The following is a 24,036-nucleotide window of genomic DNA, read 5'->3' as shown; positions in this document are numbered from 1 at the left end:
GAGTCGCCGATTGAACAGGTAACGAACGGGCCTCTTTGTCCGTGAGTTCGTCTCAAGAGGTTGACTTGCGTCGCTCCTTGGGGTCTCGTTTGCCCACCGCTGCGACGAGCGGCCCCCGTTGCAAGGAGCAACCCATGACGATGCGTGATCGCACATCCCTGGCCCGACGCTGCGTGATCGGCGGTACGGTCCTCGCCCTCGCGGCGCTGACCGCCTGCGGCGGAGGCGGCGGTGACGACAAGGCCGGCGGCGGGGCCGGGGGTTCCTGCAAGCCCTCCTCGGGCAAGGTCACGCTGGACTACTGGTCCTGGGTCCCGGGCATGCAGAAGGCCGTCGACGTGTGGAACGCGAAGAACCCCGACATCCAGGTCAAGCTGAAGACGACCCCCGCGGGCAACGCCGGCACCTACCAGAACATGTCCAACGCCCTGAAGGCCGGCAAGGCGCCGGACCTCGGCCAGGTCGAGTACGACTCCCTGGCGAGCTTCCGCCTCAAGGAGGGCCTGACGGACATCTCCTCCTGCCCCGGCGTGAAGGAGGCCGAGGGCCGGTTCGTCGACTGGACCTGGTCGCAGGTGGAGTTCGGCGCCGGCGGCGAGGACGGCGTCTGGGCCGTCCCCCAGGACACCGGCCCCATGGCCCTGTTCTACCGCAAGGACGTCTACGACAAGCTCGGCCTCGAGGCCCCCGCCACCTGGGAGGAGTACGCGGAACAGGCCCGCACGATCAAGAAGGAGGGGAAGTTCATCACCCACTTCTCCCAGACCGACCCCAACTGGTTCACCGGCCTGCTGTGGCAGAACAAGGCCACCATGTTCGAGCGCGACGGCGACACCTGGAAGGTCACCGTCGACCGGCCCGAGAGCCGCCAGGTCGCCGACTACTGGCAGAAGCTGATCGACGACAAGCTCGTCGCCACCGACCTCCAGGGCTTCTCCCCGGCGCTGTACAAGGCGTGGAACTCCGGAGAGGTGGTCACCTGGATCAGCGCTGCCTGGGGCTACAGCACCATCCGGGACAACGCCCGGTCCACGAACGGCAAGTGGGCGGTCGCGCCGATGCCGCAGTGGAAGGAGGGCGACCGGAGGGCGGGCAACTGGGGCGGCTCCACCACCACGGTGATGGCCGGGACGAAGCACCCCGCCGAGGCGGCCGAGTTCGCCCTGTGGCTCAACACCGACCCCGAGGCGCTGGAGATCCTCAACCGCGAGGGCGGCCTCTACCCCGCGGCCAAGACCGGCCTCGAACTGCCCGCGCTCAAGCAGCCGGTGGACTTCTACGGCGAGCAGAAGATCTTCGACGTCTTCGCCGAGGCCTCCGCGAACGTCGACACCGGCTTCACCTGGGGCCCGACCATGACGGACACCTACCGCTTCCTCAGCGACGGCACGGCGAACGCCATCGCCGGCAAGAAGACCCTCGGTGACGTGCTCGAGGACACCGGCGCGCAGAGCGCCGAGTCCCTGCGCAAGCAGTCGCTCGACGTGGCCGAGTGACCGGTCCCCTCCCGGCCTCCCCGCCCGCCCTCGGACGGCGGGGAACAGCATCTCGAAGGCTGCCCGTGACTTCCACCAACGCCCCCGCCCCGGTGAGCGGTTCACCCGCTCCGCCCGTCGGCGCTCCCGCCCCGGCGCGCCGCCGTCCGCGCCGGACCCTCGCCCCCTACGCCTTCCTGGCCCCCTTCCTCATACCCTTCGTCCTGTTCACCCTCGTCCCCGTCGGCTACGCCTTCTGGCAGAGCCTGCACAAGACCGAACGCACCGGCGGCACCTTCGGCCGCACCGAGACGGTCTTCGCCGGGTTCGAGCAGTACGGGCGGGTCCTGGGGGAGGACTACTTCGCCGAGAGCCTGCTGCGCGTCCTCGGTCTCGCCCTCGTGCAGATCCCCGTGATGCTGCTGCTCGCGCTGGTCCTCGCGCTGCTGCTGGACTCCGCGGTGGCACGCGCCAAGCGGTTCTTCCGGCTCGTGTACTTCGTGCCGTACGGCATCCCCGGCGTCGTCGCCGCCCTGATGTGGGCGTTCCTGTACGACCCGCGGCTGTCGCCCGTGGTGGACCTGCTGGAGTCGGCCGGCCTGCACGTCGACCTGCTCGGCCCGGACGCGATCCTGTGGTCCATCGCCAACGTCGTCACCTGGACGTACACCGGCTACAACATGCTGATCATCTACGCCGCCCTCCAGGCCGTGCCCTCCGACATCGGCGAGGCGGCCCGGATGGACGGGGCGAGCGGCTGGACCATCGCCCTGCGCATCAAGATCCCGATCATCCGCCCGGCCCTGATCCTCACCGGCGTCTTCTCCATCATCGGCACCTTCCAGCTGTTCAACGAGCCACAGGTCTTCCGGTCCATCTCCACCAGCGTCACGAGCACCTACACCCCGAACGTCGCCGCCTACTCCCTGGCCTCCGGCGACAGTTACAGCGAGGCCGCCGCCCTGTCCGTCGTCCTCGCGCTCGTCACGTTCGTCCTGTCGTTCGCGTTCCTGCGCTTCACCTCCAGGAGGCAGGGATGAGCTTCCTCACCCGCACCGAGGGGGCCCACGCCCCCGCCGCCACCGCGGGCCGGCGGCCACGCGCCGGGGTGTCCACCGTCGTCGCCGTGACCTTCATGACCGCGGTCGCCTGCTACATGCTGCTGCCGGTCTACTGGCTGTTCGTCTCCTCGACCAAGAGCCAGAGCGACCTGGTCACCACGCCCGGATTCCGCACCGCCGACTGGCACCTCGGCGACAACCTGACCTCGCTGTTCGCGCAGCAGGACGGCGTCTACGCCCGCTGGCTGCTCAACAGCCTGCTCTACGCGGGCGTGGGGGCCGCCGTCGCCACCCTGCTGGCCGCGGCGGCCGGGTACGCCCTCGCCAAGTACGCCTTCCGCGGACGGGAGGCGGTCTTCTCCGTCGTCCTCGGGGGCGTCCTGGTGCCGGCCACCGCGCTCGCCCTGCCGCTGTTCCTGATGTTCGCCGAACTCGACGCCACCAACACCTTCTGGTCGGTGTTCCTGCCCAGCGTGGTCAGCCCCTTCGGCGTGTACCTCTCCCGGATCTTCGCCGCCGCGTCCGTCCCGGACGAGGTGATGGAGGCCGCCCGGGTGGACGGCGCGAGCGAGTTCCGCATCTTCCGCACCATCTCGCTGCGCCTGATGGCCCCGGCGCTGGTCACCGTCTTCCTGTTCCAGTTCGTCGTCATCTGGAACAATTTCCTGCTGCCCCTGATCATGTTGCAGGACGAGAAGCTCTACCCCGTCACCCTCGGACTGTTCACCTGGCAGTCGCAGACCAGCCGGCTACCCGAACTGCAGACCCTCACCATCGTCGGCGCCCTGGTCTCGGTCGTGCCGATCGTGCTGACCTTCCTCCTCCTGCAGCGCTACTGGCGCGCCGGACTCGCCGCTGGAGCCGTGAAATCGTGAACCACCCCCTCGCCGAAGTGACCCGCCGGCTCGGCGGGATCGCCTACGGAGGCGACTACAACCCGGAGCAGTGGCCGCGCGAGGTCTGGCGGGAGGACGTCCGCCTGATGCGCGAAGCCGGTGTCAACCTCGTCACCGTCGGCGTGTTCTCCTGGTCCCGCATCCAGCCGCGGCCCGGCACGTACGACTGGAGCCTGCACGACGAGATCCTGGACCTGCTGCACGCGAACGGCATCGCCGCCGACCTCGCCACCCCCACCGCGGCGCCGCCCCCGTGGTTCACCCGCCGGCACCCCGACGCCCTGCCGGTCACCGCCTCCGGCACCCGCCTCGCCCACGGCAGCAGGCAGGCCTTCTGCCCCAGCAGCCCCGCCTACGCCGAGGCCGCCGACGCCCTCGTCACGGAACTCGCCCGCCGCTACGGCGGCCACCCCGCCCTCGTCCTGTGGCACGTCCACAACGAGTGGGGCAACCACAACGCCCTGTGCTACTGCGACACCAGCGCGAGCGCCTTCCGCGCCTGGCTCCAGGACCGGTACAAGAGCCTCGACACCCTCAACGAAGCCTGGGGCACCGACTTCTGGAGCCAGCGCTACGGCGACTGGGAGGAGATCGACCCGCCCCGCGACACCACCGCCTTCCGCAACCCGGGACAGGAACTCGACTACCGCCGCTTCTCCTCCGACGCACTGCTCACCCGGCACCGCGCCGAGACGGCACTGCTGCGCCGGATCACCCCTGACGTGCCGGTCACCACCAACGTCATGGGCACCCTGGAGAAGAAGGCCGACGGGTACGCCTTCGCGGCCGAGTGCGACCTGGTCTCCGTCGACCACTACCTGCCCGCCGCCGACCCCGACGGCCACATCGACCTCGCGCTCAACGCCGACCTCGCCCGCGGGATGGCGGGGGGCCGCCCCTGGCTGCTCATGGAGCACTCGACCTCCGCCGTCAACTGGCAGCCCGTCAACGTGGCCAAACGCCCCGGTGAGACCCGGCGCAACAGCCTCACCCACCTCGCCCGCGGCGCCGACGGGCTGATGTTCTTCCAGTGGCGGCAATCCCGCGCCGGCGCCGAGAAGTGGCACTCCGCGATGCTGCCGCACGCCGGAACCGACGGCCGCGTCTGGAAGGAGGTCAGCTCCCTGGGCGCCGAGCTGGCCGCCCTGAAGGAGGTCACCGGCACCCGCGTGCGCGGCGACGTGGCGGTGCTGTTCGACTGGCACAACTGGTGGGCGGTGGAACTCCAGGCCCGTCCCTCCTCCACGTTCCGCTACCTGGACGCGGTCCGCGACTGGTACGAGGCGCTGTGGACCATGAACATCACCTGCGACCTCGTGCCCCCCGGCGCGGATCTGACGCCGTACCGGGCCGTCGTCGCCCCCAACCTGTATCTGCTGTCGGACGACGACGCCGACAACCTCACCCAGTACGTCCAGCAGGGCGGCCACCTCGCCGTCGGCTGCTTCAGCGGACTCGTCGACGACTGTGACCGGGTACGCCTCGGCGGCCACCCGGGAGCGCTGCGGGACGTGCTCGGACTCGTCGTGGACGAGTTCCTGCCGCTGCGGACGGGCGAACGGGCCCGGCTCGCCGACGGAACGCACGTCGAGCAGTGGACGGAACGCGTCGAACCCCGCGGCTGCACCACGGTGCTGCGCTACGCGGACACGGCCGACGGCGGCCCCGCCCGCGGCGGACCCGCCGCCACCCGGCACGCCTTCGGCGGCGGCACCGCCTGGTACGCGGCCGGCCGGCTGCCCGTGCCCGCCCTGCGGGAACTGCTGCGCGCGGTGAGCGAGCGGGCGCGGATCACCCCCGTCGTCGAGGCGCCTTCCGGTCTGGAGGCGGTCCGCAGAACCGGGCCGCGGCACTCCTACCTGTTCCTGATCAACCACACGGAGGAGACGGTGACCGTTCCCGTCGCCGGCGAGGCCCTCGCCGGGGCCGAACTCGCCGGCGGCCGGGCCGTGGTGCCGCCCGGGTCGGTGGTCGTCGTCCGCGAGGACCACGCGCCCGCCTCCGCCTGATCCGTCCGCGAGATCCCGAATGAGGTACGGCCACGTGACCACCGACCCCGCCCGCCCGGCCCCCTCGTCGTCCGCCGGCCCGTCACGCCGCGTGGAGCTGGACGAGACGAGCGGCACCGTGCTGCTGCGCACGGCGCGCGGCGCCTACGTCTTCCGGGTGGACCGCGCCGCCGGCACCGTCCGGCACGTCCACTGGGGCGCCGCGCTGCCCCTCGCCGACGCGGCCGCGCTGCCGCTGTGGAGCGACCACGACAACAGCTTCGCCGGCCGCTGGGACGGCACCGAGGAGTACCCGGCCGACGGCGGCGCCCGCTTCGGCGCGCCCGCCTTCGAGGTGCGCTTCGCCGACGGCAGCAGTCCCGTCGAACCGACCGTGCAGGACGTGGTCCTGCTCGAGGACGACCACGTCGTCGTCCTCCTGCGCGACCGCACCCGGCCGCTGGCCTGGCGCCTGCACTACCGCGTCGCGCCGGACGGCGACGTGCTGGAACGGTGGACGGAGTTCGTGCACACGGGCACGCCGGACGACGGCGACGTGCTCCTGCTCCGGTACGCCTGCGCCCACTGGCCGCTCCCGCAGCGACCGGACTGGCGGCTGAGCGCCGTGCACGGAGGATGGTCCGACGAGGGCCGCCTCCAGCGGTCCGTGCTGCCGGTCGGCGAGACGGTGCTCGGCAGCAGGCGCGGCCACACGGGCCACCACGCGAGCCCCTGGATCGCCCTCGACCCCGGGGACGCCACGGAGGAGCACGGCGAGGTGTGGGTCGTCGCGCTCGCGGCGAGCGGCAGCTGGCGCATCACCGCCCAGCGCACGGCCGCCGGCCGGACCGGCGTCCTGGCCGGCGAGGGCCACGAGGGCGCCGAGCTGCGCCTGAGGCCCGGCGGACGGTACCGCACCCCGGTCAGCCTGGCCCTGCACGCCGGCGACGGTTTCGGCGGCGCGAGCCGGGCCGTCCACCGCCATCTGCGCACGCGCGTCCTGCCGCACCCGCGGGAGCTGCGGCCGGTCCTCTACAACTCGTGGGAGGCCACGTGGTTCGAGGTGAGCGAGGAGAACCAGATCGCCCTCGCCCGCCGTGCCGCGGCCGTCGGCGCGGAGCTGTTCGTGCTCGACGACGGCTGGTTCCGCGGCCGTGAGGACGACCGCTCGGGGCTCGGCGACTGGACGCCCCACCCGAGGCGGTTCCCCAGGGGCCTGCGCCCGCTCGCCGACGAGGTGCACCGCCTGGGCATGGCGTTCGGCCTGTGGGTGGAGCCCGAAATGGTCAACGCCGGCAGCGACCTGTACCGCGCCCACCCCGACTGGGTCCTGCACCTGCCCGACCGCACGGCCACCGAACTGCGGCACCAGCTGGTGCTGGACTTCTCCCGGCCGGAGGTGACCGAGTGGGCGCTCGCACGGCTGCGCCAGGTGGTCACCGACAACGCGGTCGACTTCCTCAAGTGGGACTTCAACCGCTCGTTCACCGAGGCGGGCGTCCACGGGGGCGGACCCGACGCCCGGCGCGTGCACGTCGAGCACGCCCGAGGGCTGTACCAGGTACTGGACCAACTGCGGGCGGAGTTCCCTCAGTTGCGCATCGAGGCGTGCGCGGGCGGAGGCGGACGCGTCGATCCGGGCATCCTGCGCCGCACCGACCAGGTGTGGACCTCCGACAACACCGACGCCGTGGACCGCCTGCGCATCCAGCACGGCTTCAGCCAGCTCTACCCGGCGCGCGTGATGTCGGCGTGGGTGACCGACAGCCCCAACCCGCTCACCGGGCGGGTGGTGCCGTTGCGGTTCCGCTTCCACAGCGCCATGGCCGGTGTCCTCGGCATCGGAGGGGACCTGACGCGCTGGACGGACGCCGAGCTCTCCGAGGCCGCGGATTTGGTCCGGATCTACAAGGACATCCGTCCGGTGGTGCAGCGGGGAGAGCAGTTCCGCCTGCTGCCGCCCGGGGAAGGGCTGTTGACGGCCGTGCAGTACTCCGACGGTGACCGTGCGGTCGTCCTGGTCTGGCGGCCCGGCACGGCGTTCGGTCCGCCACAGCCGCCGTTGCGTCTGCGCGGCCTTCAGCAGGCGGCCCGGTACCGCGACGAGGACACCGGACGCGAGTGGTCGGGGGCGACCCTGATGGCCTTCGGCCTTCCGCTGCCCGACCTTCCGCCGGGCGACTGCGCGAGCGCGCTGGTGCGGCTGCGGCGCGTGGACGGCGCGGGCCCGGACGCCTGGCCGGGCGGGGCCGCGCCTCCCCCGGCCCTCGCCGGGAAGCGCTCTCTCGGGCCAAGTCGCAGGTGAAGTAGGGTGGCCGTGGAAGGGAGCGGGTGTGGTGCGAGAACGGGTCACGATGGCCGACGTCGCCCGGGCGGCCGGCGTGTCGTCGGCCACGGTCTCCTACGTGCTCTCCGGTAAGCGGCCGGTGGCGCCCGAAACCCGGGCGGCGGTGGAAGCGGCGATCGAGGAACTGTCGTTCACCGTCAACGTCACGGCGCGCAGTCTGCGCACCGGCCGGTCGAGCCTGGTGGCACTGATCGTGCCGGACATCGCCAACCCCTTCTTCGCGCAGCTCGCGGCCACCTTGCAGGAGGAACTGCGCGGCCTCGGCCTGCACGTCGTCGTCTGCAACACCCGCGCGCGCCGCGACGAGGAACGCGCGCTGCTCGCCGAGGCGGTCCAGCAGCGGTTCGCCGGCGTCATCATCACCCCGTTCCGGCTCAAGCCGGACGACTTCAAGCCGCTCATCGACGCCGGTATGCCCCTCGTCGTCAGCGCCGACGTCCCCTTCGGCCCGATCGACCTCGTCACTCCCGACGCGCGCGTGGCGACCCGCCGTGCGCTGGAGCAGGTGGCCGCGGCGCAGCGCCGCCGGATCGCGATGATCGCGGGACCCCGCGACGCCACGGGAGGGGACCCCCGTCTGAAGCATCTGCGCGCGCTGGCCCTCCAGTTCGGCATGTCGCTCCCGCACGAGCTGGTGGTGCGGGGCGAGCACACCCGGGAGGCCGGTGCGGCGGGCTTCGGCGAGCTGATGAACCGCCGCTACCGTCCCGACGCGGTGTTCTGCGGCAACGACGTCATCGCCGTCGGCGCCATGGACAAGGCGCATGAACTCGGCATCGACATCCCCGGTGACGTGGCCCTGATCGGTCACGACGACGCCTCTTTCGCGTCCCTGGTCCGCCCCCGGCTGACCACCATCCGCTATCCGGCGTCCGAGGTCGGCCGGGCGGCCGCCCGCCTCCTCACCGAGCGCCTCGACGGCCGCGCGGTCCACAAGACGGTGCACGTCAAGGCCGAGTTCGTGGCACGCGCGTCGGTGTGAGCCCGGCCTCTCGCCATGGGCCGCACCGAGGGCCCTGGGGAGGCTCGGGCACAGGCCCTCTGGCCAACGCGCGTAGACCCCGGCATGATCTCGGTGCGCGATCTGCACCACCACGCACCACCTGCACGGTCACCCCACATGCCCCATGGCTCTTCGCAGGAGGTTTCACGTGAAACGCATCAAAGCGGTCGTCGGCGTCCGGATTCGCTCGATCCTCACCGCGCTCGCACTCGTCGTGGCTCCCGGCGCCGTCGTGATCGGAACGGCGGGTGACGCCTTCGCCGTCACCAAGATCAGCCACTCCACCGCCACGTCGATGTTCCGCGAGGCCGGCATCACCTGGTCGTCCTCGGGCGGCTGCTCCAACCGCAACAACCCGACCTGTACCTCCTTCGACCAGCTCAACCTCGCCACCGCCCAGGGAGCCCAGACCCTGAAGCGGGCCAGCGGCTGCGCGCTGAACATCACGGGCGGCACGGAGACCGGGCACGCCTCCGGCACGTACTCGCACTGGAACGGCTACAAGCTGGACTTCAGCAAGTACACCTGCCTCGGCAACTACATCAAGAGCTCCTTCACCTACATCGGCGTCCGCGGCGACGGTTCCCCGCAGTGGCGATCCGCCTCCGGCAACGTCTACGCCGACGAGGGCAACCACTGGGACGTCACCTACTACAACTGCGGCGGCTGCTGACCACGAGCCGGCGCGGCGTGCGTGAACCCCGGCTGCACGAGCCGGGGTTCACCCGACCGCCGAGGGCTTCCGCCGGCGCGCGCCCGGCGCCCGGTCCCGCCACCCACTCAGCCGCAGACCTGACGGACCGGGGCCCGGCCACCACGGTCCGGGACATATCGCGGGCATATCGAAATCCGCATACGCCGCCGCAACACCCCTTGGGCTGTGATGAGGGCATGAAGCACGCCGCATCCTCCCACGTAGCGCCCCGCCGTCCCCGCACCCGCATGCGCGCCCGCACGACGGTGCTCCTCGGCCTGGCGGTGCTCGGCCTGGCGGGCATCCTGTTCCTCGTGCGCCGGATGCTGCTGATGGCAGCTCCCCGCTGCATGGCCGGCCGGTGGCACGGATGTCTCGACACCTTCAACGGCGTGGTGCTCATGACCTTGGTGACGCTGCCGCTCGCCGTGCTGGTCGCCTGGGCCCTGGCGCGCCGCCGGCGTGCCGCTGGTGTCACGGCGGCGTGGCGGAGGTCGCTCGCCGAGGTGGGGATGGTCCACGGGACGGTGCCACTGCTGTGGCTGACCATGATGCCGGGCGCCGGGGCCGGCACCGCACCGGCCAGGGTGAGCCTGATGCCCCTCCGGGACCTGCTCGCGATGGGGCTGCTCGGGATCACCGGCAATCTCCTGATCTTCGCGGCCCTCGGTTTCTTCGCCCCGATACGCTTCGCGGCGCTGGCGTCCGTGCCGCGGGTCCTGGCGCTGGGCGCCGGCTGCTCGGTCCTGGTCGAGACCGCGCAGTACGTCCTGCGGCTGGACCGGGTGTCCTCCGTGGACGACGTCCTGGTCAACGCCACCGGTGCCCTCCTGGCCGCGCTGGCCTCGCGCCGCTGGTGGCGTACGGAGCCCCAGGCGTCGCCGGACCGGCCGCACCCCGCATCCGCAGCGGCGGGCTGAGCCACCTCCCCGGTGGACGCACCCGCCCAAGCCCGTACACCGGCGACACACACCCCTGCATAGGCTTCCGACATGCGCGTACTGATCGTGGAGGACGAGCCCTACCTGGCCGAAGCCGTTCGTGACGGTCTCCGGCTGGAGGCGATCGCCGCCGACATCGCCGGCGACGGCGACACAGCCCTGGAGATGCTCGGCGTGCACTCCTACGACATCGCGGTCCTCGACCGCGACATCCCCGGCCCGTCCGGCGACGAGGTCGCCCGGCGCATCGTCGCCTCCGGCAGCGGCATGCCCATCCTCATGCTCACCGCCGCCGACCGGCTCGACGACAAGGCGTCCGGCTTCGCCCTCGGCGCCGACGACTACCTCACCAAGCCGTTCGAACTGCGGGAGCTGGTCCTGCGGCTCAGGGCACTCGACCGCAGACGCGCGTACGCCCGCCCCCCGGTCCGCGAGATCGCGGGCCTGCGGCTGGACCCATTCCGCCGGGAGGTGTTCCGCGACGGGCGCCATGTCGCCCTCACCCGCAAACAGTTCGCCGTGCTGGAGGTCCTCGTCGCGGCCGAAGGCGGCGTCGTCAGCGCCGAGGAACTGCTGGAACGCGCCTGGGACGAGAACGCCGACCCCTTCACCAACGCGGTGCGCATCACCGTCTCCGCACTGCGCAAGCGGCTCGGTGAACCGTGGGTCATCGCGACGGTCCCCGGCGTCGGCTACCGGATCGACACCGGCGGGCCGGGCAGAGCCCCCGGCAGCCACCCCGTCGATTCCCGCCGTACGCATGACTAGGCGCCCAGGGCTCAGCGCCCGTATGAAACTCACCCTCAGCTACGCCGGATTCCTGGCCGTCGCCGGCGCCCTCCTGCTGGCCGTGGTGTGGGTCTTCATCCTGCGCTACGTCCCCGACAGTCCCAAGGGCCTGCTCGGCATCGCGCCCAACCGGTACCTTCTGGTGCGCACCTTCGTGCCCGCCGCGGCCGTGGCGATGGGCTTCCTCCTTCTGTTCGGCCTCGTCGGCGGCTGGTTCCTCGCCGGCCGGATGCTCGCCCCGCTCGCCCACATCACCGCCGCGGCACGCCGGGCCGGTCACGGGTCGCTGTCCCACCGGATCCACCTGCGGGGCCGCCGGGACGAGTTCCGCGAACTCGCCGACGCGTTCGACTCGATGCTCGAGCAGCTCGAATCGCACGTCGCCGAGCAGCGGAGGTTCGCCGCCAACGCCTCTCACGAACTGCGCACCCCGCTGGCCGTCTCACGAACGCTCCTCGACGTCGCCCGCAAGGACCCCGCGCGGGACCGGGACCCGCTCATCGAACGCCTGCACGCCGTCAACACGCGGGCGATCGGCCTCATCGAGGCCCTCCTGCTGCTCAGCCGGAGCGACCGCGGGAACTTCACCCGCGAGAGCGTCGACCTCTCCCTGCTCGCCGAAGAGGCCGCGGAGACCCTGCTGCCGCTGGCCGAACAACGCGCCGTCACACTGGACGTCACCGGCGGGGCGGCCCGGACCGGTGGCTCCCCGGAGCTGCTGCTGCGGATGGTGACGAACCTCGTCCAGAACGCCATCGTCCACAACCTCCCCTCCGGCGGCACCGTGACGGTCAGCACCGAGGCGCAGGGCGACGTCGGCGTGCTGCGGGTCGAGAACACGGGCAACCGGCTGGCACCGGAACTGATCCCCACCCTGACCGAACCCTTCCAGCGCGGAGCAGAGCGCGCCCGCACCGACGAACACGCCGGCGTGGGCCTCGGTCTCGCCATCGTCCACAGCATCGTCCGCGCCCACGCCGGGTCCCTCACCCTCACCCCCCGCCCTGCCGGGGGCCTCCTCGCCACGGTCCGGCTGCCCGGCACGTTCCCCGCGCCCGACGGCACACACCACGCGCTCCCGTGAGCGGCTCGGCGGCGAGGGGCAGGCGCCGCTCGAACGCAGGCGCCTTCGCCGGGGGCCGAAGGGCAGGAAGGGCAGGTAGGGCAGAGCGACGCTCGGTTTTCGGCCGCGGACCGCCGCGCCGTCAGGGCGCCGCTTCGATCATGCCGCTCCGATCAAGCGGACTCGATCAAGCGGACTCGATCACGCGGAAGGGAAGAGCTGCTCGCGCACCCAACCGGGATCGGGGTTGGTGTGTGGCCGGCCCGCCACGACGACGGTCGGCACGGTCTCGTTGCCGTCGTTGGCCGCTCGCACCGCCGCGGCTCCTTCCCGGTCGCGCCAGATGTCGACCCAGTACGCCTGGCGGGCGCTGCGGCCCAGCCGGATACGCAGCCGGATGCAGTACTTGCAGCCCGGCCGCCAGAAGACGACAGGCCGGCCGTCGACCGCGCTGCGGCGCTGTGCCTCCTGCGCACCGATCGGCCTCGGGAAGATCAAGGGTGAGTGCACGCCGGCGAGCGCCAGGAACGCCAGCAGGAGTGCGGCGGCTGTGCCGGGGCTCCCGTTGAAAAGCTGCCCGGCGGCGACGGCCGAGCCGCTGAGCACGAGCAGCATCGGCAGGATCCAAGCGCGCTTCATGGTGACTCAGGCTATCGATGGCCGACCAGTCCCGCTGCACGGCCAGTCGTCCACCGGGACAGTGCGTTGCCGCGATGGAATGGGGGGCACGCGGCACCCACCGTCAGCCTGCCGCGTCCGGACACGACCTCCGGCGGGAAGCGATGGGAGGAACGGATCGGTGACGTCGAGCCAGTGGCGGGAGCGGAGTATGGACATGATCGCGGTGCGGGCCGCGGCCGGCGGAGAGCGCGGGGACCGGTGAGCCGCAGCGCCCCCACCCCGGACGTGGTGATCGTCGGGGGCGGTGCCGCCGGCCTCAGTCTGGCGTACCGGCTGATCGAGACCGGCGCGGCGACCGTGACCGTGGTCGAGCCGCCGGACGGTCCCGGGCGGCCGGCGGAACGCACCTGGTGCTACTGGGACGAGGACCCCGGCGAGTTCGCCGAGGCCGTCACCGCCACCTGGCCCCTGCTGCGGGTGCACGGCCCCGACGGCGAGGCGCTCACCCTCGACCCCGCCCCGGCGCGCTACCGCATGGTGCGCTCGACGGCCTTCGAGCGGCTGGTGCACGCACGGCTGGCCGAGGCACCCGGCGGACGGCTGCTGCGCGCCACGGCGCACACCGTGCGCGAGATGCCCGGGGGCGCCGAGGTCCGCTGCACGGACCCCGCCGGCCGGACCCTGACCCTGCGCGCACGCCACGTGTTCGACTCGCGGTCCCTGCCCGCCCCGCCCCCGGCCAGGACACAACTGCTGCAACACTTCCGCGGCTGGTTCGTCCGCACGGCCGCCGACCGGTTCGAGACGGCCGTCGCCGGCCTCATGGACTTCCGCGTGCCCCAGCCGCGGCACGGTCTCGCCTTCGGCTACGTCCTGCCGCTCGCCCCCGACCGGGCCCTCGTCGAGTACACCGAGTTCTCCCGGACACCGCTGACCACCGAGGCCTACGAGGCCGCGCTCGAGCACTACGCCCGTGAGGTGCTGGGTCTGGGCGCGTTCGTCGTGGAGACGGCGGAACAGGGGGTCGTCCCCATGACCGACGCGCGCTTCCCCCGGCGGGCCGGCGCGGCCGTGTCCCGTATCGGGACCGCGGGCGGCGCGACCCGCCCGGCCACCGGGTACACGTTCGCTGCCGTGCAGCGGGACAGCCGGGCCATCGCCGCCGCCCTGCGCGCCGGCCGCGGCACGGTGCCGCCACCGCACCGGCGGCGGGCGCTCGCCATGGACGCGGTGCTGCTGCGGGCCCTGGACACCGGGCGCGTCGACGGCCCCGCGTTCTTCACCGGCCTGTTCCGCCGGACACCGACGCACCGCCTGCTGCGCTTCCTCGACGGCGCCACCTCGCTGCGGGAGGAGTGGGGCATCGGGCTGCGCACCCCGGTGGGGCCGATGCTGCGCACCGCGGCCGAACTGCCCTTTCTGCCCCGCCGGACCCATTCCGCCCCCGGAACCGGAGAGAGCCCCCGATGACCCTGCTGCGCGACCACGACCTGGCACGCGCCTTCGACCACGCGTCCCGCACCTACGACCGGCTCACCGCCCTCAACCCCGGATACCGCACCGACCTGCTGCGCTCGGCCCGCCGGCTGCGGCTGCCCCGCGACGGGGCCGGGCTGCACGTCCTGGACCTCGGCTGCGGCACCGGTGCCTCCACCCGCGCCCTGCTGCGGGCCGCACCCCGGGCGCGTGTCACCGCGGTGGACGCCTCTTCGGGCATGCTGCGGCGGGCGCTGGAGAAGCACTGGCCGGACAACGTGCGGTTCCTGCACCTGAGCGCGGAGGAGCTGACGCCGGCCGACGAAGGCCCGTTCGACGCGGTCTTCGCGGCCTACCTCTTCCGCAACGTCTCCGACCCGGACGCGGTCCTCGGCTCGGTGCGGACGCTGCTGCGGCCGGGCGGGCGCCTGGCCGTCCACGAGTACAGCCTCGGCGGCTCACCGGGGCACCGGGCCCTGTGGACGGCCGTGTGCGGGGGAGTGGTCGTCCCGGCGGGCACGCTCACCGGCGACCGGGCCCTGTACCGCAGCGTCCTCGCCTTCGACACCGCGTCCGCCTTCACCGCCCGGCTGGCCCGCGCCGGCTTCACGGACGCGCGCGCCCTGCCCCTGCCGGGGTGGCAGACCGGCATCACCCACACGTTCGTCGCCCGCAACCCCACGACGGACGCCGCGGGACGGCCCGCCCGATGAGCACCGGCACCGGCATCAGACGCAGCCCGGCGAGCCGGCGGACCGCCCGGACGGGCAGCCCCGCGGCCTCGTGCACCCGCCGGACGGGCAGCCCCGCGGCCTCGTGCACCCGCCGGACGGGCAGCCCCGCGGCCTCGTGCACCCGCCGGACGAGCAACCCCGCGACCCCGTGCACCCGCAGGAAGGTCACCCCATGAGCACCCGCACCCGCGCTCGCACCCACGCCCCTGCCCGGCGCGGCCGCGACCGCAAGGCCGACGTCCTGATGCCCGCACCCGGCCGGGACCGGTTCGACCGGGCGGACGCCCCCTCCGTCGCCGTGGCCGGCGGCGGAATCGCCGGTCTCGCCGCGGCCACCGCACTGGCCGAACGCGGCGCCCGCGTCACCCTCTACGAACGCGAGGAGACCCTCGGCGGCCGCCTCGCCGGGTACCGGACCCGGCTGGCCGACGGCTCCGAGGCGACCATGAGCCGCGGTTTCCACGCCTTCTTCCGCCAGTACTACAACCTGCGCGGCCTGCTGCGGCGCACCGACCCCGCCCTCGCCCGCCTCACCCCACTGCCCGACTACCCCCTGCGGCACAGCGGCGGGCCGACCGACAGCTTCGCCCGCGTCCCGCGCACCCCGCCCCTGAGCGCCCTCGGTTTCGTCGCGCTCAGCCCCACCTTCGGCTGGCGCGACCTGACCGCGATGGACGCCCGTGCGGCGCTGCCGCTGCTGGACGTGCGGGTGCCGGAGGTGTACACGCGTTTCGACGGCCTCGGGGCGACCGCCTTCCTGGAACGCGTCCGCTTCCCCGAGGCCGCGCACCACCTGGCCTTCGAGGTGTTCTCGCGCAGCTTCTTCGCCGACCCGCGCGACCTGTCCGCCGCCGAGCTGATGCTGATGTTCCACATCTACTTCCTCGGCTCCGCGGAAGGCCTGCTCTTCGACGTGCCCGGCGAACCCTTCCCCCAGGCCCTGTGGGAGCCGCTCGGCGACTACCTCCGCCGCCTCGGTGCGGACCTGCGCACCGGCACCGCCGTCGAGGGCGTGGAGCCCGCCGGTGCCTTTGGGGCCGAGGTGCGCACCGGCACCGGCACCGGCCGGTACGACGCGGTGGTGCTCGCCCTCGACACCGCGGGGCTGCGGCGGGTCGTCGCCGCCTCGCCCGGCCTCGGCACCGGCCCCTGGCGGGACGGCATCGCCGCACTGCGCACCGCCCCGCCGTTCCTGGTCTCCCGGTTCTGGCTCGACCGGCCGGTGCGGGCCGACCGCCCCGGCTTCCTCGGCACCAGCGGCTACGGCGGCCTGGACAACGTCAGCGTCCTGGAGCGCTACGAGGGCGAGGCCGCCCGCTGGGCCGAGAAGAACGGCGGATCGGTGGTGGAACTGCACGCCTACGCCGTGGCCACCGGCGCCGACCCGCGGACCGTGCGGGAGGAACTGCTCGGGCAACTGCACCGGGTGTACCCGGAGACCCGCCGGGCGCGCGTCGTCGACGCACGGCACGAGTGGCGTTCGGACTGCCCGCTGTTCCATGTGGGCACGTACCGGCGGCGGCCCACCGTGCGCACTCCCCACCCGTGGCTGACGCTGGCCGGCGACGGGATCCGCTGCGACCTGCCCGTGGCCCTGATGGAACGTGCCGCCACCACCGGCTTCCTGGCGGCCAACGCCCTCCTCGCCGGGTGGGGCGTGCGCGGCCAGGTGCTGTGGACGGTGCCCCGGCGGGGCCGTTCCCCCGTGCTGCGGGCCCTCGGCGCGCTCGCGGGTCGCCCCGCGCACCGGTGAAGCGGCCCGCCGGACGGTCCCAGGACGATCCGCACCGGGCGGGGACCACCGAGGCTCACCCCGGGAAGCGCCCGGTGCTCCGCAACGCCCAGCGCCTCTCCGCATAGGCCAGGTCGTCGCGCCACAGACGCCCCGCGGTGTGCCGCATCAACGGGCGCAGGACGGGGGCGAAGGCCCGGGCCAGCGCGAAACCGCGCCGGTCCGAGGTGGCGACGACCGCCTCGACCACCGCCGTGCGCGGCCGGGCGTCCCCCTCGGCCGTCAGCGGCGTGGCATGGGTCTCCACCACGGACGTGACACCCTCGCCGTCCACGATGCGCATCAGGACCGTACGCGGCTCCGGCGCCGTGAACTCCGCCCGCACCGGAACGACCAGACGGCCCGCCACCCGGAAGGAGACGTCGACGACGAAGGCGTCGTCGTCCTCCCCCTGCGGTTCCCGGGCGACCGTCAGATCGACGAAGGAGTACGGGTGGAACCAGGAACCGTGCCACGGGTCGAGCCGGTTGGCCACCACGTCCTGCGGCTCGCACCGCCCGACCGCCGAGAACACCGCCTCCACCGCGCCGGCCGCCACGGGACGCTCCGGAACCACCGGCTGCGGCGTCGGTTCCTCGCCGCCGACGGCGTCCAGCCGCACCCACACCAGCACCCCGTCGTCGTGGACGGGATACGGCCGCCAGCCGGCGGACGCAGAGCCGTCCAGAGCCAGCCCGTGCCAGCGGCACACCAGCGTGCCGCACACCACCCGGCCCTCCCGCAACGGGGCGCCGAGATGCGGGCAGACACCGGTGCCCCCGCGAAGCTCCCCGGACTCCGAGCGCCACAGCACCACCTCGACACCGCCGACCGTCCTGCCGCACGGTCCACCCGGGCGCACGTCCCGGGAAGCGCCGACCACGAACCAGTTGCCCGAGGACCGGGCCGACGCCCGGGCGAGGGCGTCGGCGATCAGCGCGGGCCGGGCCGCGCGCCAGGTCGGCGTCTGCCCCGCCCAGCCCGGCCCGCGCCGCCGCCGCAGCGGCGACGTCCAGCGGGCCTTCTCCGATCGGTCAGCCACGGCCCGTCCCCTTCCCCTCCAGCGGCGCGGAGCCCGGCGCGAGTGCCGCGTGCGGCAGCCGGGCCCGCCACCGCGCGCCGGCCACCCGCAGCACCCCGGCCGCGGCGGTGGCCGCCCGGCGGCGACGCGGCACCACCGCGCGGCGGTGCAGCACGGTGTAGTCCTGCCGCGCGATCTCCTCGAGGATGCCGCCGTAGAGCGTGTACGCGGCGCGGATGCAGGGCCGCACCCGCGGGTCGAGCATCGCGATGCCCGGCTCCGCCGTCCGGTACACGCCCCGGGTCAGCGCGTCGGCCGCGACGAGCGCCGCCCGGATCCGCGGATCGGGGCGCCCGCTGCGCCTGCTCCACTCCAGCAGCGCCCGGTCCACGCCGTGCGCGGCCAGCAGGTCGGCGGGCAGGTAGACCCGGCCCCGGTCGAGGTCCTCGCCCACGTCCCGCAGGAAGTTGGTCAGCTGGAACGCCACGCCGAGGGCCGCCGCGTGGGGCGCCGCCTCCTCGCGCGGGACGACCGTGCCGAGCACGGGCAGCATCTGGAGGCCGATCACCGCGGCCGAGCCGTGCATGTAGGCCCGCAGATCGGCGTAGGTCGGGTAGTCCGTGACGGTCAGGTCGGCCCGCATGGAGGCCAGGAACTCGGCGAACAGCGTGGTGTCGATGCCGTACCGGGCGGCGGTGTCGGCCACGGCCCGCACGACCGGTTCCGTGCCGCCGCCGGTGCGCAGCGCGTGGGCGAGGTCGCCCTCCAGCCGCTTCAGCAGCAGGTCGCGCTCGTCGGGGGTGGAGCGCCGGTCCAGGTCGTCGACGATGTCGTCGGCCCAGCGGGCGAAGCCGTACAGCGCGTGCACGGCCGAGCGGCGCTCCAGCGGCAGCAGGCGCGTGGCCAGGAAGTAGGTCCGGCCGTGGCGGGCGTTGAGCCGCCGGCACCGGGCGTAGGCGGCGCGCAGATGGGGGCCGGTGATCCCGGCGGCGTCCAGTTCACGACGGGTCATGGGCACCTGCGCTGGTCGGGGCGGTCGGGGACGTCGGGGCGTTCGGGAGCCGGAGCGGCCGGCGCGGTCGCGGTAACCGGGGTCGTCGATGTGACCGGAGCGGTCCTGGCAGCCGCAGTGGTCGATGTGACCGGAGCGGTCGCAGCGGCCGGGCGGCGGTCCGCGGCCACGGCCCGGCGGGCGGCCCCGGCGGGGGCGCCGGTGACGCGGGCGGCGGCGAGTTTCCCGCTGATCAGGACGGTCGGCACGCCCACGCCCGGCGTGGTCCCGCACCCGGCCAGCACCACGTTGTCCAGCCCGCGCACGAGGTTGCGCGGCCGGAACGGGCCGGTCTGGGCGAAGGTGTGGGAGACGGAGAACGGGGTGCCGGCCGCGTGGCCCTGGGCCGTCCAGTCGAGCGGGGTCACCAGGGCCTCCTCCTCGACGCTGTCGGCGAACCCGTCCAGGCCGCGCCGCTCCAGCTCGGCGACCAGGCTGTCGCGGTACCGCGGGCCCAGTTCCCGCCAGGCGGCGGCGGGAGGGCCGACGTCCGTGTTCGGACAGGGCGCCAGGACGTAGTGGAGGTGCCGGCCCGGCGGGGCGAGAGAGGGGTCGTGCGCCGTCGGACGGGTGATCAGCAGGGACGGGTCCCTCATCAGCGTTCCCGAGCGGGTCAGTTCGTCGAACGTGCGCTCCCACGCGGTGCCGAACGACAGCGTGTGGTGGGCGAGACGGGGCCAGGTCCGGTCGGTTCCGGCGTGCAGGACCACCGCGGACGGCGAGTGCCGCAGCGGCACCGGGCGCACCGGTGCCCGGCCCAGGAGCCGGTGCGCGGCGGACAGTTCGCAGGTGAGCACCACCGCGTCGCACGGGACGCGCTCGCCCGAGGCGAGGTGCACGGCCCGCACGCGGCCCGCCGCGCGTTCCAGCCCGCTCACCTCGGACGACCAGCGCAGCTCGGCACCGGCGTCGGCCGCCGCGTCCGCCATCGCCCGGGGCAGCGCGTGCACGCCCCCCTTGGGGAACCAGACGCCGGCCACGGTGTCCATGTAGGCGATCACCGCGTAGGCCGCCAGCGCCCGGGCCGGGGCGACTCCGGCGTACAGGGCCTGGAAGGAGAAGACCCGGCGCAAGCGGGCGTCGGAGAGGAAGCGGCCGATCCGGCCGTCCAGCCGTCCGAAGCCGCCGAGCGCCGCCAACCGGGCCAGGTCCGGGTGCAGCAGCTGCAACGGCGAGTCGAAGTTGGCGTCGATGAAGCGGCCCATCTGCGCCCGGTACAGCCGCTCCAGCCAGTGCCGCAGCCTGCGGTAGCCCGCCGCCTCGGCGGGGCCGGCGAAGCGCCGCACCTCCGCCTCCATGGCGTCGCCGTCGGTGTGCACGTCCAGCCAGGTCCCGTCCGCGAACCCGGCCCGGTACGCGGGGTGCAGGGGCAGCAGTTCGACGCGGCGGGCGAGACGGTCACCGACGGCCGCGAACGCCTCGTCGGCCAGGTGCGGCATCGTCAGCACGGTGGGCCCGGTGTCCGCCAGATAGTTCCCGAGCCGCAGCCGGCCCGCCCGGCCGCCGGGACCGGCGTCCCGCTCGACGAGCGTGACGCGGCGCCCGGCGCCCAGCAGGTGCAGGGCGCACGCCAGACCCGAAAGCCCCGCGCCGACCACCACGACGTGGTCGGTCGGCCCCTTCACCGTCCTCATGCCGGCACCTCGACGAGATGCGGGGCGACGCGCCACGCGAACGCCGGCCGCGGCCGCTCTCCGTCGCCCCCCTCCGCAGATCCGGCCGGCGTCGGCCCCGGTCCCCGCATGCGCAAACCCTTCCTGTCCGATCATCGGCGTCCGCACATCGGCGCGTCCGCGCTCTGTGCCGTGCGCTTCCGCCCGCAGCCGCGGGCCGGATGCGCTGTCTCCGGTCCTCATGCGCGACCACGGGCCCGCCGGAAGCGCGCCAGCGCGTCCCCGAGGCCGACGATCGGCTCCGGATACCCCAGCCGGGCGCGCTGCTCCGCCGGCAGCCGCCAGGGTTCGTGCACCGCCGCGCCGCCGACGTCCGCCAGCTCGGGCACCCAGCGGCGTACGTACGTGCCCTCCGGGTCGTGACGCCTGCCCTGGCGCACCGGGTTGAGGACGCGGTGCGGGCGGGTGTCGGTGCCGGTGCCCGCCACCCACTGCCAGTTCAGCTGGTTGTTGGCGATGTCGCCGTCCACCAGCAGCCGAAGGAAGTACCGGGCGCCGATCCGCCAGTCCACGTACAGCGTCTTGGTCAGGAAGCTCGCCACCAGCAGCCGGGCCCGGTTGTGCATCCAGCCCTCGGCGCGCAGTTGCCGCATGCCCGCGTCGACGACCGGGTAGCCCGTACGGCCCTCCCGCCACGCGGCGATGTCCCCGGCCGCCTCCTGCTCGTCGCGCCACCGGTCGTGCCGGGTGCGGTAGTCCCGGACCGACGCCTCGGGCCGGGCGGCGAGGACCTGGTGGTGGAAGTCGCGCCAGCACAGCTGCCGTACGAACGCCTCGGCTCCGGCGCCGCCCCGCTCCCGGGCCCGGTGGATCAGCTCCACCGGCGACACCGCCCCGAAGTGCAGGTACGGCGACAGCCGGGACGTCGCGTCCCCGGCCAGGCCGTCGTGGTGTTCGGCGTAGCGGGGCAGGTCCGCCCGGGCCCAGCGTGCGAACCGGGCCCGCCCGGCCGTCTCCCCGCCCTCGGCGAGCCCCGGCGACAGGCCCCGCATCGCCGCGCGGGACGGCGGCTCCTCGCCGCGCACCGCGTCGGGGACCCGCACGGTGCGCGGCGCGGGCAGGGGCCGGCGCAGCGGTTGCCCGGACCAGCGGCGGAAGTAGGGCGTGAACACGGCGAAGTGGTCCGAGGCCGCCGGTGCCACGGCGCCCGGCGCGACGGCGGTGACGACGGTGTCGTGCACCAGCAGCCGTACACCACCGGCGCCGAGTTCCCGGCGCAGCCGCTCCTCCCGGCGGTGGGCGTGGCCGGAGACGCCCGCCGCCATGTGGACCTCCGTGGCGCCGCACGCGGCGGTGACGGCGCGGACCTCCCGGGCGACCGGGCCCGAGCGCACGACCAGCCGCCCGCCGCGGCGGCGCAGCGACGCGTCGAGGTCGGCCAGGCAGTCGGCGAGGAAGGCGGCCCGGTTGGGCGCGTCGAAGCCGGCCGCGTGGACGGCGGGGTCGCGGACGAACAGCGGCACCACCTCGTCCGCCGCCTTCAGCGCGGCCCGCAGCGGCGGATGGTCGTGCAGACGCAGGTCTGCGGTGAACAGGACGACCGCGACGGTCATGGTGTCACTCCTGGTGCGGTGGTGCGGAACGCGTCCGTCGCCGAACGGACAGCCCGGCGCGGACCCGCCCGAGGCGTGAGGCGCGGGCGGCGGTCGGGCCGTCGCCCGGCCCCGCCGCCGCGGCCCGGGCGATGTTGCGGGCCATGCCGCCGAAGACGACGGAGTGGAACGGGGCGACGCTCCACCAGTAGGCATGGCCCAGCAGCCCGCGCGGGTGGAACAGGGCACGCTGCCGGTAGACGGTGCCGCCCCGGTCGTCGGAACCGGCGTACATCTCCAGCCAGGCCAGGCCCGGCAGCCGCATCTCGGCGCGCAGCCGCAGCAGCCGGCCCGGCTCGATCTCCTCCACCCGCCAGAAGTCCACGGAGTCGCCGACCCGCAGACGTTCGGTGTCCCGGCGCCCCCGGCGCAGTCCGACGCCCCCGGCGAACCGGTCGAGCCGGCCGCGGACCGCCCAGGCCAGCGGGAAGGAGTACCAGCCGTTGTCGCCGCCGACGCCCTCGATCACCCTCCACAGTGCTGCCCGGGACGCGTCGACCGGCCGCTCCCGCTCGTCCAGGTAGAGACTGCCGCCCGCCCAGTCCGGGTCTGTGGGCAGCGGGTCGCTGGGGGCGCCGGGCACGGAGGCGGAGGACCAGCGGGTGGTGACCTGCGCCTCCCGTACCCTGCGCAGCGCCAGGGCCAGCGCCTCGTCGAACGGCAGCGGCTCGCCCGGGCCGTCCGGGACGTACCGGGCGATGTCGTGCTCGCGGCAGACGACCTCGTGGCGCAGGGACTCGGTCAGCGGCCGGGCGAGGGAGGCGGGCACCGGGGTGACCAGGCCGACCCAGTGACTGGACAGCCGGGGGGTGAGGACCGGCACCGGCACGATGACGCGCCGCGGCAGCCCGGCGACGGCCGCGTACCGCAGCATCATGTCCCGGTAGGTGAGGACGTCCGGCCCGCCGATGTCGAAGGCCCGGTCGACGCCGGCGGGCATGGTCGCCGAGCCGACGAGGTAGCGCAGCACGTCCCGGACCCCGATGGGCTGGGTGCGGGTGTGGACCCAGCTGGGAGTGATCATCACGGGCAGGCGTTCGGTGAGGTAGCGCAGCATCTCGAAGGAGGCCGAGCCCGAGCCGATGACGACGGCCGCCCGCAGCACCGTGGCGGGCACCGCGGAGGACAGGAAGATGTCCCCCACCTCGGCGCGTGACCTCAGGTGCGGCGACAGCGACCGGCCGGGCACGTCGCGGGGGGCGAGCCCGCCGAGGTAGACGATCCTGCGCACTTTGGCGGCGTGCGCCTGCTCGGCGAAGATCCGGGCGGCCTCCCGGTCGGTGTCCTCGAAGCCGGCGCCGCTGCCGAGGGCGTGCACCAGGTAGTAGGCGACATCGACCCCGCGCATCGCGGCGGCGACCGACGCCGCGTCCGTGACGTCCCCGCGCACCGTCTCGGCGTACGGCGCCCAGGGGTGGTCGCGGAGCTTGCCGGGGGAGCGGGCCAGGCACCGGACGCCGTGCCCGGCCCGGAGCAGCTCCGGCACCAGGCGGCCGCCGATGTACCCGGACGCCCCGGTGACCAGACAGTGCAGCCCCTGCCCGTCCTCGGCCATGCTCCGCCTCCCGTCCCCGGCCGCGCACACGGCCGGCCCCTACAGGAGACGTCGCGTGAGGCTCCCCGTGCCGGATGAACGACCCCGTGCCCGCCCTGTTCAGCCGGACGGAGTACTGATCCTCGCCGCGCCCCTCGCCGCGGAGGGGACCGGACGCCCGGCTCGGTCCGCGACCCGTTCAACGGCCGCGCCGAGGGCGACCTCTCCTTGTAGGCCCCGCTGGATGTGCCCCGACCCGAGTCGCCTCCCGCGTCTCCGGGGGCCGCCCTGACGTCCCCGGTGTCC

At 74.0% G+C, this 24,036-nt stretch carries 19 protein-coding genes; 13 read left to right on the top strand and 6 right to left on the bottom strand.

Annotated elements, in window-relative coordinates; translation table 11 throughout:
* The first annotated feature begins 134 nt into the window (after nucleotides 1-134).
* The 10 genes from ACZ45Q_RS26240 to ACZ45Q_RS26195 all read left to right on the top strand — a co-directional run bounded on the left by ACZ45Q_RS26240 (nucleotide 135) and on the right by ACZ45Q_RS26195 (nucleotide 12,278).
* Nucleotides 135-1,496 carry an ABC transporter substrate-binding protein gene (locus ACZ45Q_RS26240; RefSeq protein WP_468265655.1) on the top strand — a complete coding sequence of 454 codons (1,362 nt, stop codon included), beginning with the start codon at nucleotides 135-137 and terminating at the stop codon, nucleotides 1,494-1,496.
* 92 nt (nucleotides 1,497-1,588) lie between these two features.
* Nucleotides 1,589-2,515: a carbohydrate ABC transporter permease gene (locus ACZ45Q_RS26235; RefSeq protein WP_468265793.1), complete on the top strand. Its 927-nt coding sequence runs from the start codon at nucleotides 1,589-1,591 to the stop codon at nucleotides 2,513-2,515.
* On the top strand, nucleotides 2,512-3,411 hold the full coding sequence (locus tag ACZ45Q_RS26230) for a carbohydrate ABC transporter permease (protein ID WP_468265653.1): 900 nt from the start codon (nucleotides 2,512-2,514) through the stop codon (nucleotides 3,409-3,411). Before ACZ45Q_RS26235 ends, ACZ45Q_RS26230 begins: the two co-directional genes overlap by 4 nt.
* Nucleotides 3,408-5,441: a beta-galactosidase gene (locus ACZ45Q_RS26225; protein WP_468265651.1), complete on the top strand. Its 2,034-nt coding sequence runs from the start codon at nucleotides 3,408-3,410 to the stop codon at nucleotides 5,439-5,441. Before ACZ45Q_RS26230 ends, ACZ45Q_RS26225 begins: the two co-directional genes overlap by 4 nt.
* 34 nt (nucleotides 5,442-5,475) lie before the next feature.
* Nucleotides 5,476-7,725: an alpha-galactosidase gene (locus ACZ45Q_RS26220; protein WP_468265649.1), complete on the top strand. Its 2,250-nt coding sequence runs from the start codon at nucleotides 5,476-5,478 to the stop codon at nucleotides 7,723-7,725.
* 31 nt (nucleotides 7,726-7,756) lie between these two features.
* On the top strand, nucleotides 7,757-8,749 hold the full coding sequence (locus ACZ45Q_RS26215; protein WP_468265647.1) for a LacI family DNA-binding transcriptional regulator: 993 nt from the start codon (nucleotides 7,757-7,759) through the stop codon (nucleotides 8,747-8,749).
* 169 nt (nucleotides 8,750-8,918) lie between these two features.
* Complete coding sequence (locus ACZ45Q_RS26210) at nucleotides 8,919-9,443, top strand: hypothetical protein (protein WP_468265645.1); 525 nt, start codon at nucleotides 8,919-8,921, stop codon at nucleotides 9,441-9,443.
* A gap of 218 nt (nucleotides 9,444-9,661) precedes the next feature.
* Nucleotides 9,662-10,384, top strand: coding sequence for a VanZ family protein (locus ACZ45Q_RS26205; RefSeq protein ID WP_468265643.1), 723 nt, complete (start codon nucleotides 9,662-9,664; stop codon nucleotides 10,382-10,384).
* 72 nt (nucleotides 10,385-10,456) lie between these two features.
* Nucleotides 10,457-11,173 (top strand): response regulator transcription factor, encoded by a 717-nt coding sequence (locus ACZ45Q_RS26200; protein ID WP_468265641.1) that lies wholly within the window; start codon nucleotides 10,457-10,459, stop codon nucleotides 11,171-11,173.
* Nucleotides 11,166-12,278: a sensor histidine kinase gene (locus ACZ45Q_RS26195; protein WP_468265639.1), complete on the top strand. Its 1,113-nt coding sequence runs from the start codon at nucleotides 11,166-11,168 to the stop codon at nucleotides 12,276-12,278. The genes ACZ45Q_RS26200 and ACZ45Q_RS26195 overlap by 8 nt, the downstream gene beginning before the upstream one ends.
* Before the next feature lie 180 nt (nucleotides 12,279-12,458).
* Here ACZ45Q_RS26195 and ACZ45Q_RS26190 read toward each other — a convergent pair whose 3' ends face one another.
* Nucleotides 12,459-12,896 carry a glutaredoxin domain-containing protein gene (locus tag ACZ45Q_RS26190; protein ID WP_468265637.1) on the bottom strand — a complete coding sequence of 146 codons (438 nt, stop codon included), beginning with the start codon at nucleotides 12,894-12,896 and terminating at the stop codon, nucleotides 12,459-12,461.
* Between the two features lie 240 nt (nucleotides 12,897-13,136).
* Here ACZ45Q_RS26190 and ACZ45Q_RS26185 point away from each other — a divergent pair, with 240 nt between their 5' ends.
* The 3 genes from ACZ45Q_RS26185 to ACZ45Q_RS26175 all read left to right on the top strand — a co-directional run bounded on the left by ACZ45Q_RS26185 (nucleotide 13,137) and on the right by ACZ45Q_RS26175 (nucleotide 16,841).
* A complete protein-coding gene (locus tag ACZ45Q_RS26185; protein ID WP_468265635.1) occupies nucleotides 13,137-14,348 on the top strand; it encodes an FAD-dependent oxidoreductase in 1,212 nt (403 codons plus the stop codon).
* Nucleotides 14,345-15,067, top strand: a complete 723-nt coding sequence (locus ACZ45Q_RS26180; protein WP_468265633.1) for a methyltransferase domain-containing protein — start codon at nucleotides 14,345-14,347, stop codon at nucleotides 15,065-15,067. The genes ACZ45Q_RS26185 and ACZ45Q_RS26180 overlap by 4 nt, the downstream gene beginning before the upstream one ends.
* Nucleotides 15,068-15,260: 193 nt before the next feature.
* Entirely contained in the window at nucleotides 15,261-16,841 is a 1,581-nt protein-coding gene (locus tag ACZ45Q_RS26175; RefSeq protein WP_468265631.1) for an FAD-dependent oxidoreductase, read from the top strand.
* Nucleotides 16,842-16,896: 55 nt separating this feature from the next.
* Here the strand turns inward: ACZ45Q_RS26175 and ACZ45Q_RS26170 are convergent, their stop codons facing one another.
* From ACZ45Q_RS26170 to ACZ45Q_RS26150, 5 genes are all read right to left on the bottom strand, one after another.
* Nucleotides 16,897-17,901 (bottom strand): DUF5914 domain-containing protein, encoded by a 1,005-nt coding sequence (locus ACZ45Q_RS26170; RefSeq protein ID WP_468265629.1) that lies wholly within the window; start codon nucleotides 17,899-17,901, stop codon nucleotides 16,897-16,899.
* Nucleotides 17,894-18,892, bottom strand: a complete 999-nt coding sequence (locus ACZ45Q_RS26165) for a phytoene/squalene synthase family protein (RefSeq protein WP_468265627.1) — start codon at nucleotides 18,890-18,892, stop codon at nucleotides 17,894-17,896. Before ACZ45Q_RS26165 ends, ACZ45Q_RS26170 begins: the two co-directional genes overlap by 8 nt.
* Nucleotides 18,889-20,565 (bottom strand): phytoene desaturase family protein, encoded by a 1,677-nt coding sequence (gene crtI / locus ACZ45Q_RS26160; RefSeq protein ID WP_468265625.1) that lies wholly within the window; start codon nucleotides 20,563-20,565, stop codon nucleotides 18,889-18,891. The genes ACZ45Q_RS26165 and crtI overlap by 4 nt, the downstream gene beginning before the upstream one ends.
* Before the next feature lie 218 nt (nucleotides 20,566-20,783).
* On the bottom strand, nucleotides 20,784-22,157 hold the full coding sequence (locus ACZ45Q_RS26155; RefSeq protein WP_468265623.1) for a cryptochrome/photolyase family protein: 1,374 nt from the start codon (nucleotides 22,155-22,157) through the stop codon (nucleotides 20,784-20,786).
* Nucleotides 22,158-22,161: 4 nt separating this feature from the next.
* Nucleotides 22,162-23,751: an SDR family oxidoreductase gene (locus ACZ45Q_RS26150; protein WP_468265621.1), complete on the bottom strand. Its 1,590-nt coding sequence runs from the start codon at nucleotides 23,749-23,751 to the stop codon at nucleotides 22,162-22,164.
* Nucleotides 23,752-24,036 lie beyond the last annotated feature (285 nt).

The organism is Streptomyces sp. NPDC031049 (genome assembly GCF_055571015.1).
The sequence above is the reverse complement of the archived record's forward strand: the minus strand, read 5'-3'. Positions and strand labels throughout refer to the sequence as shown.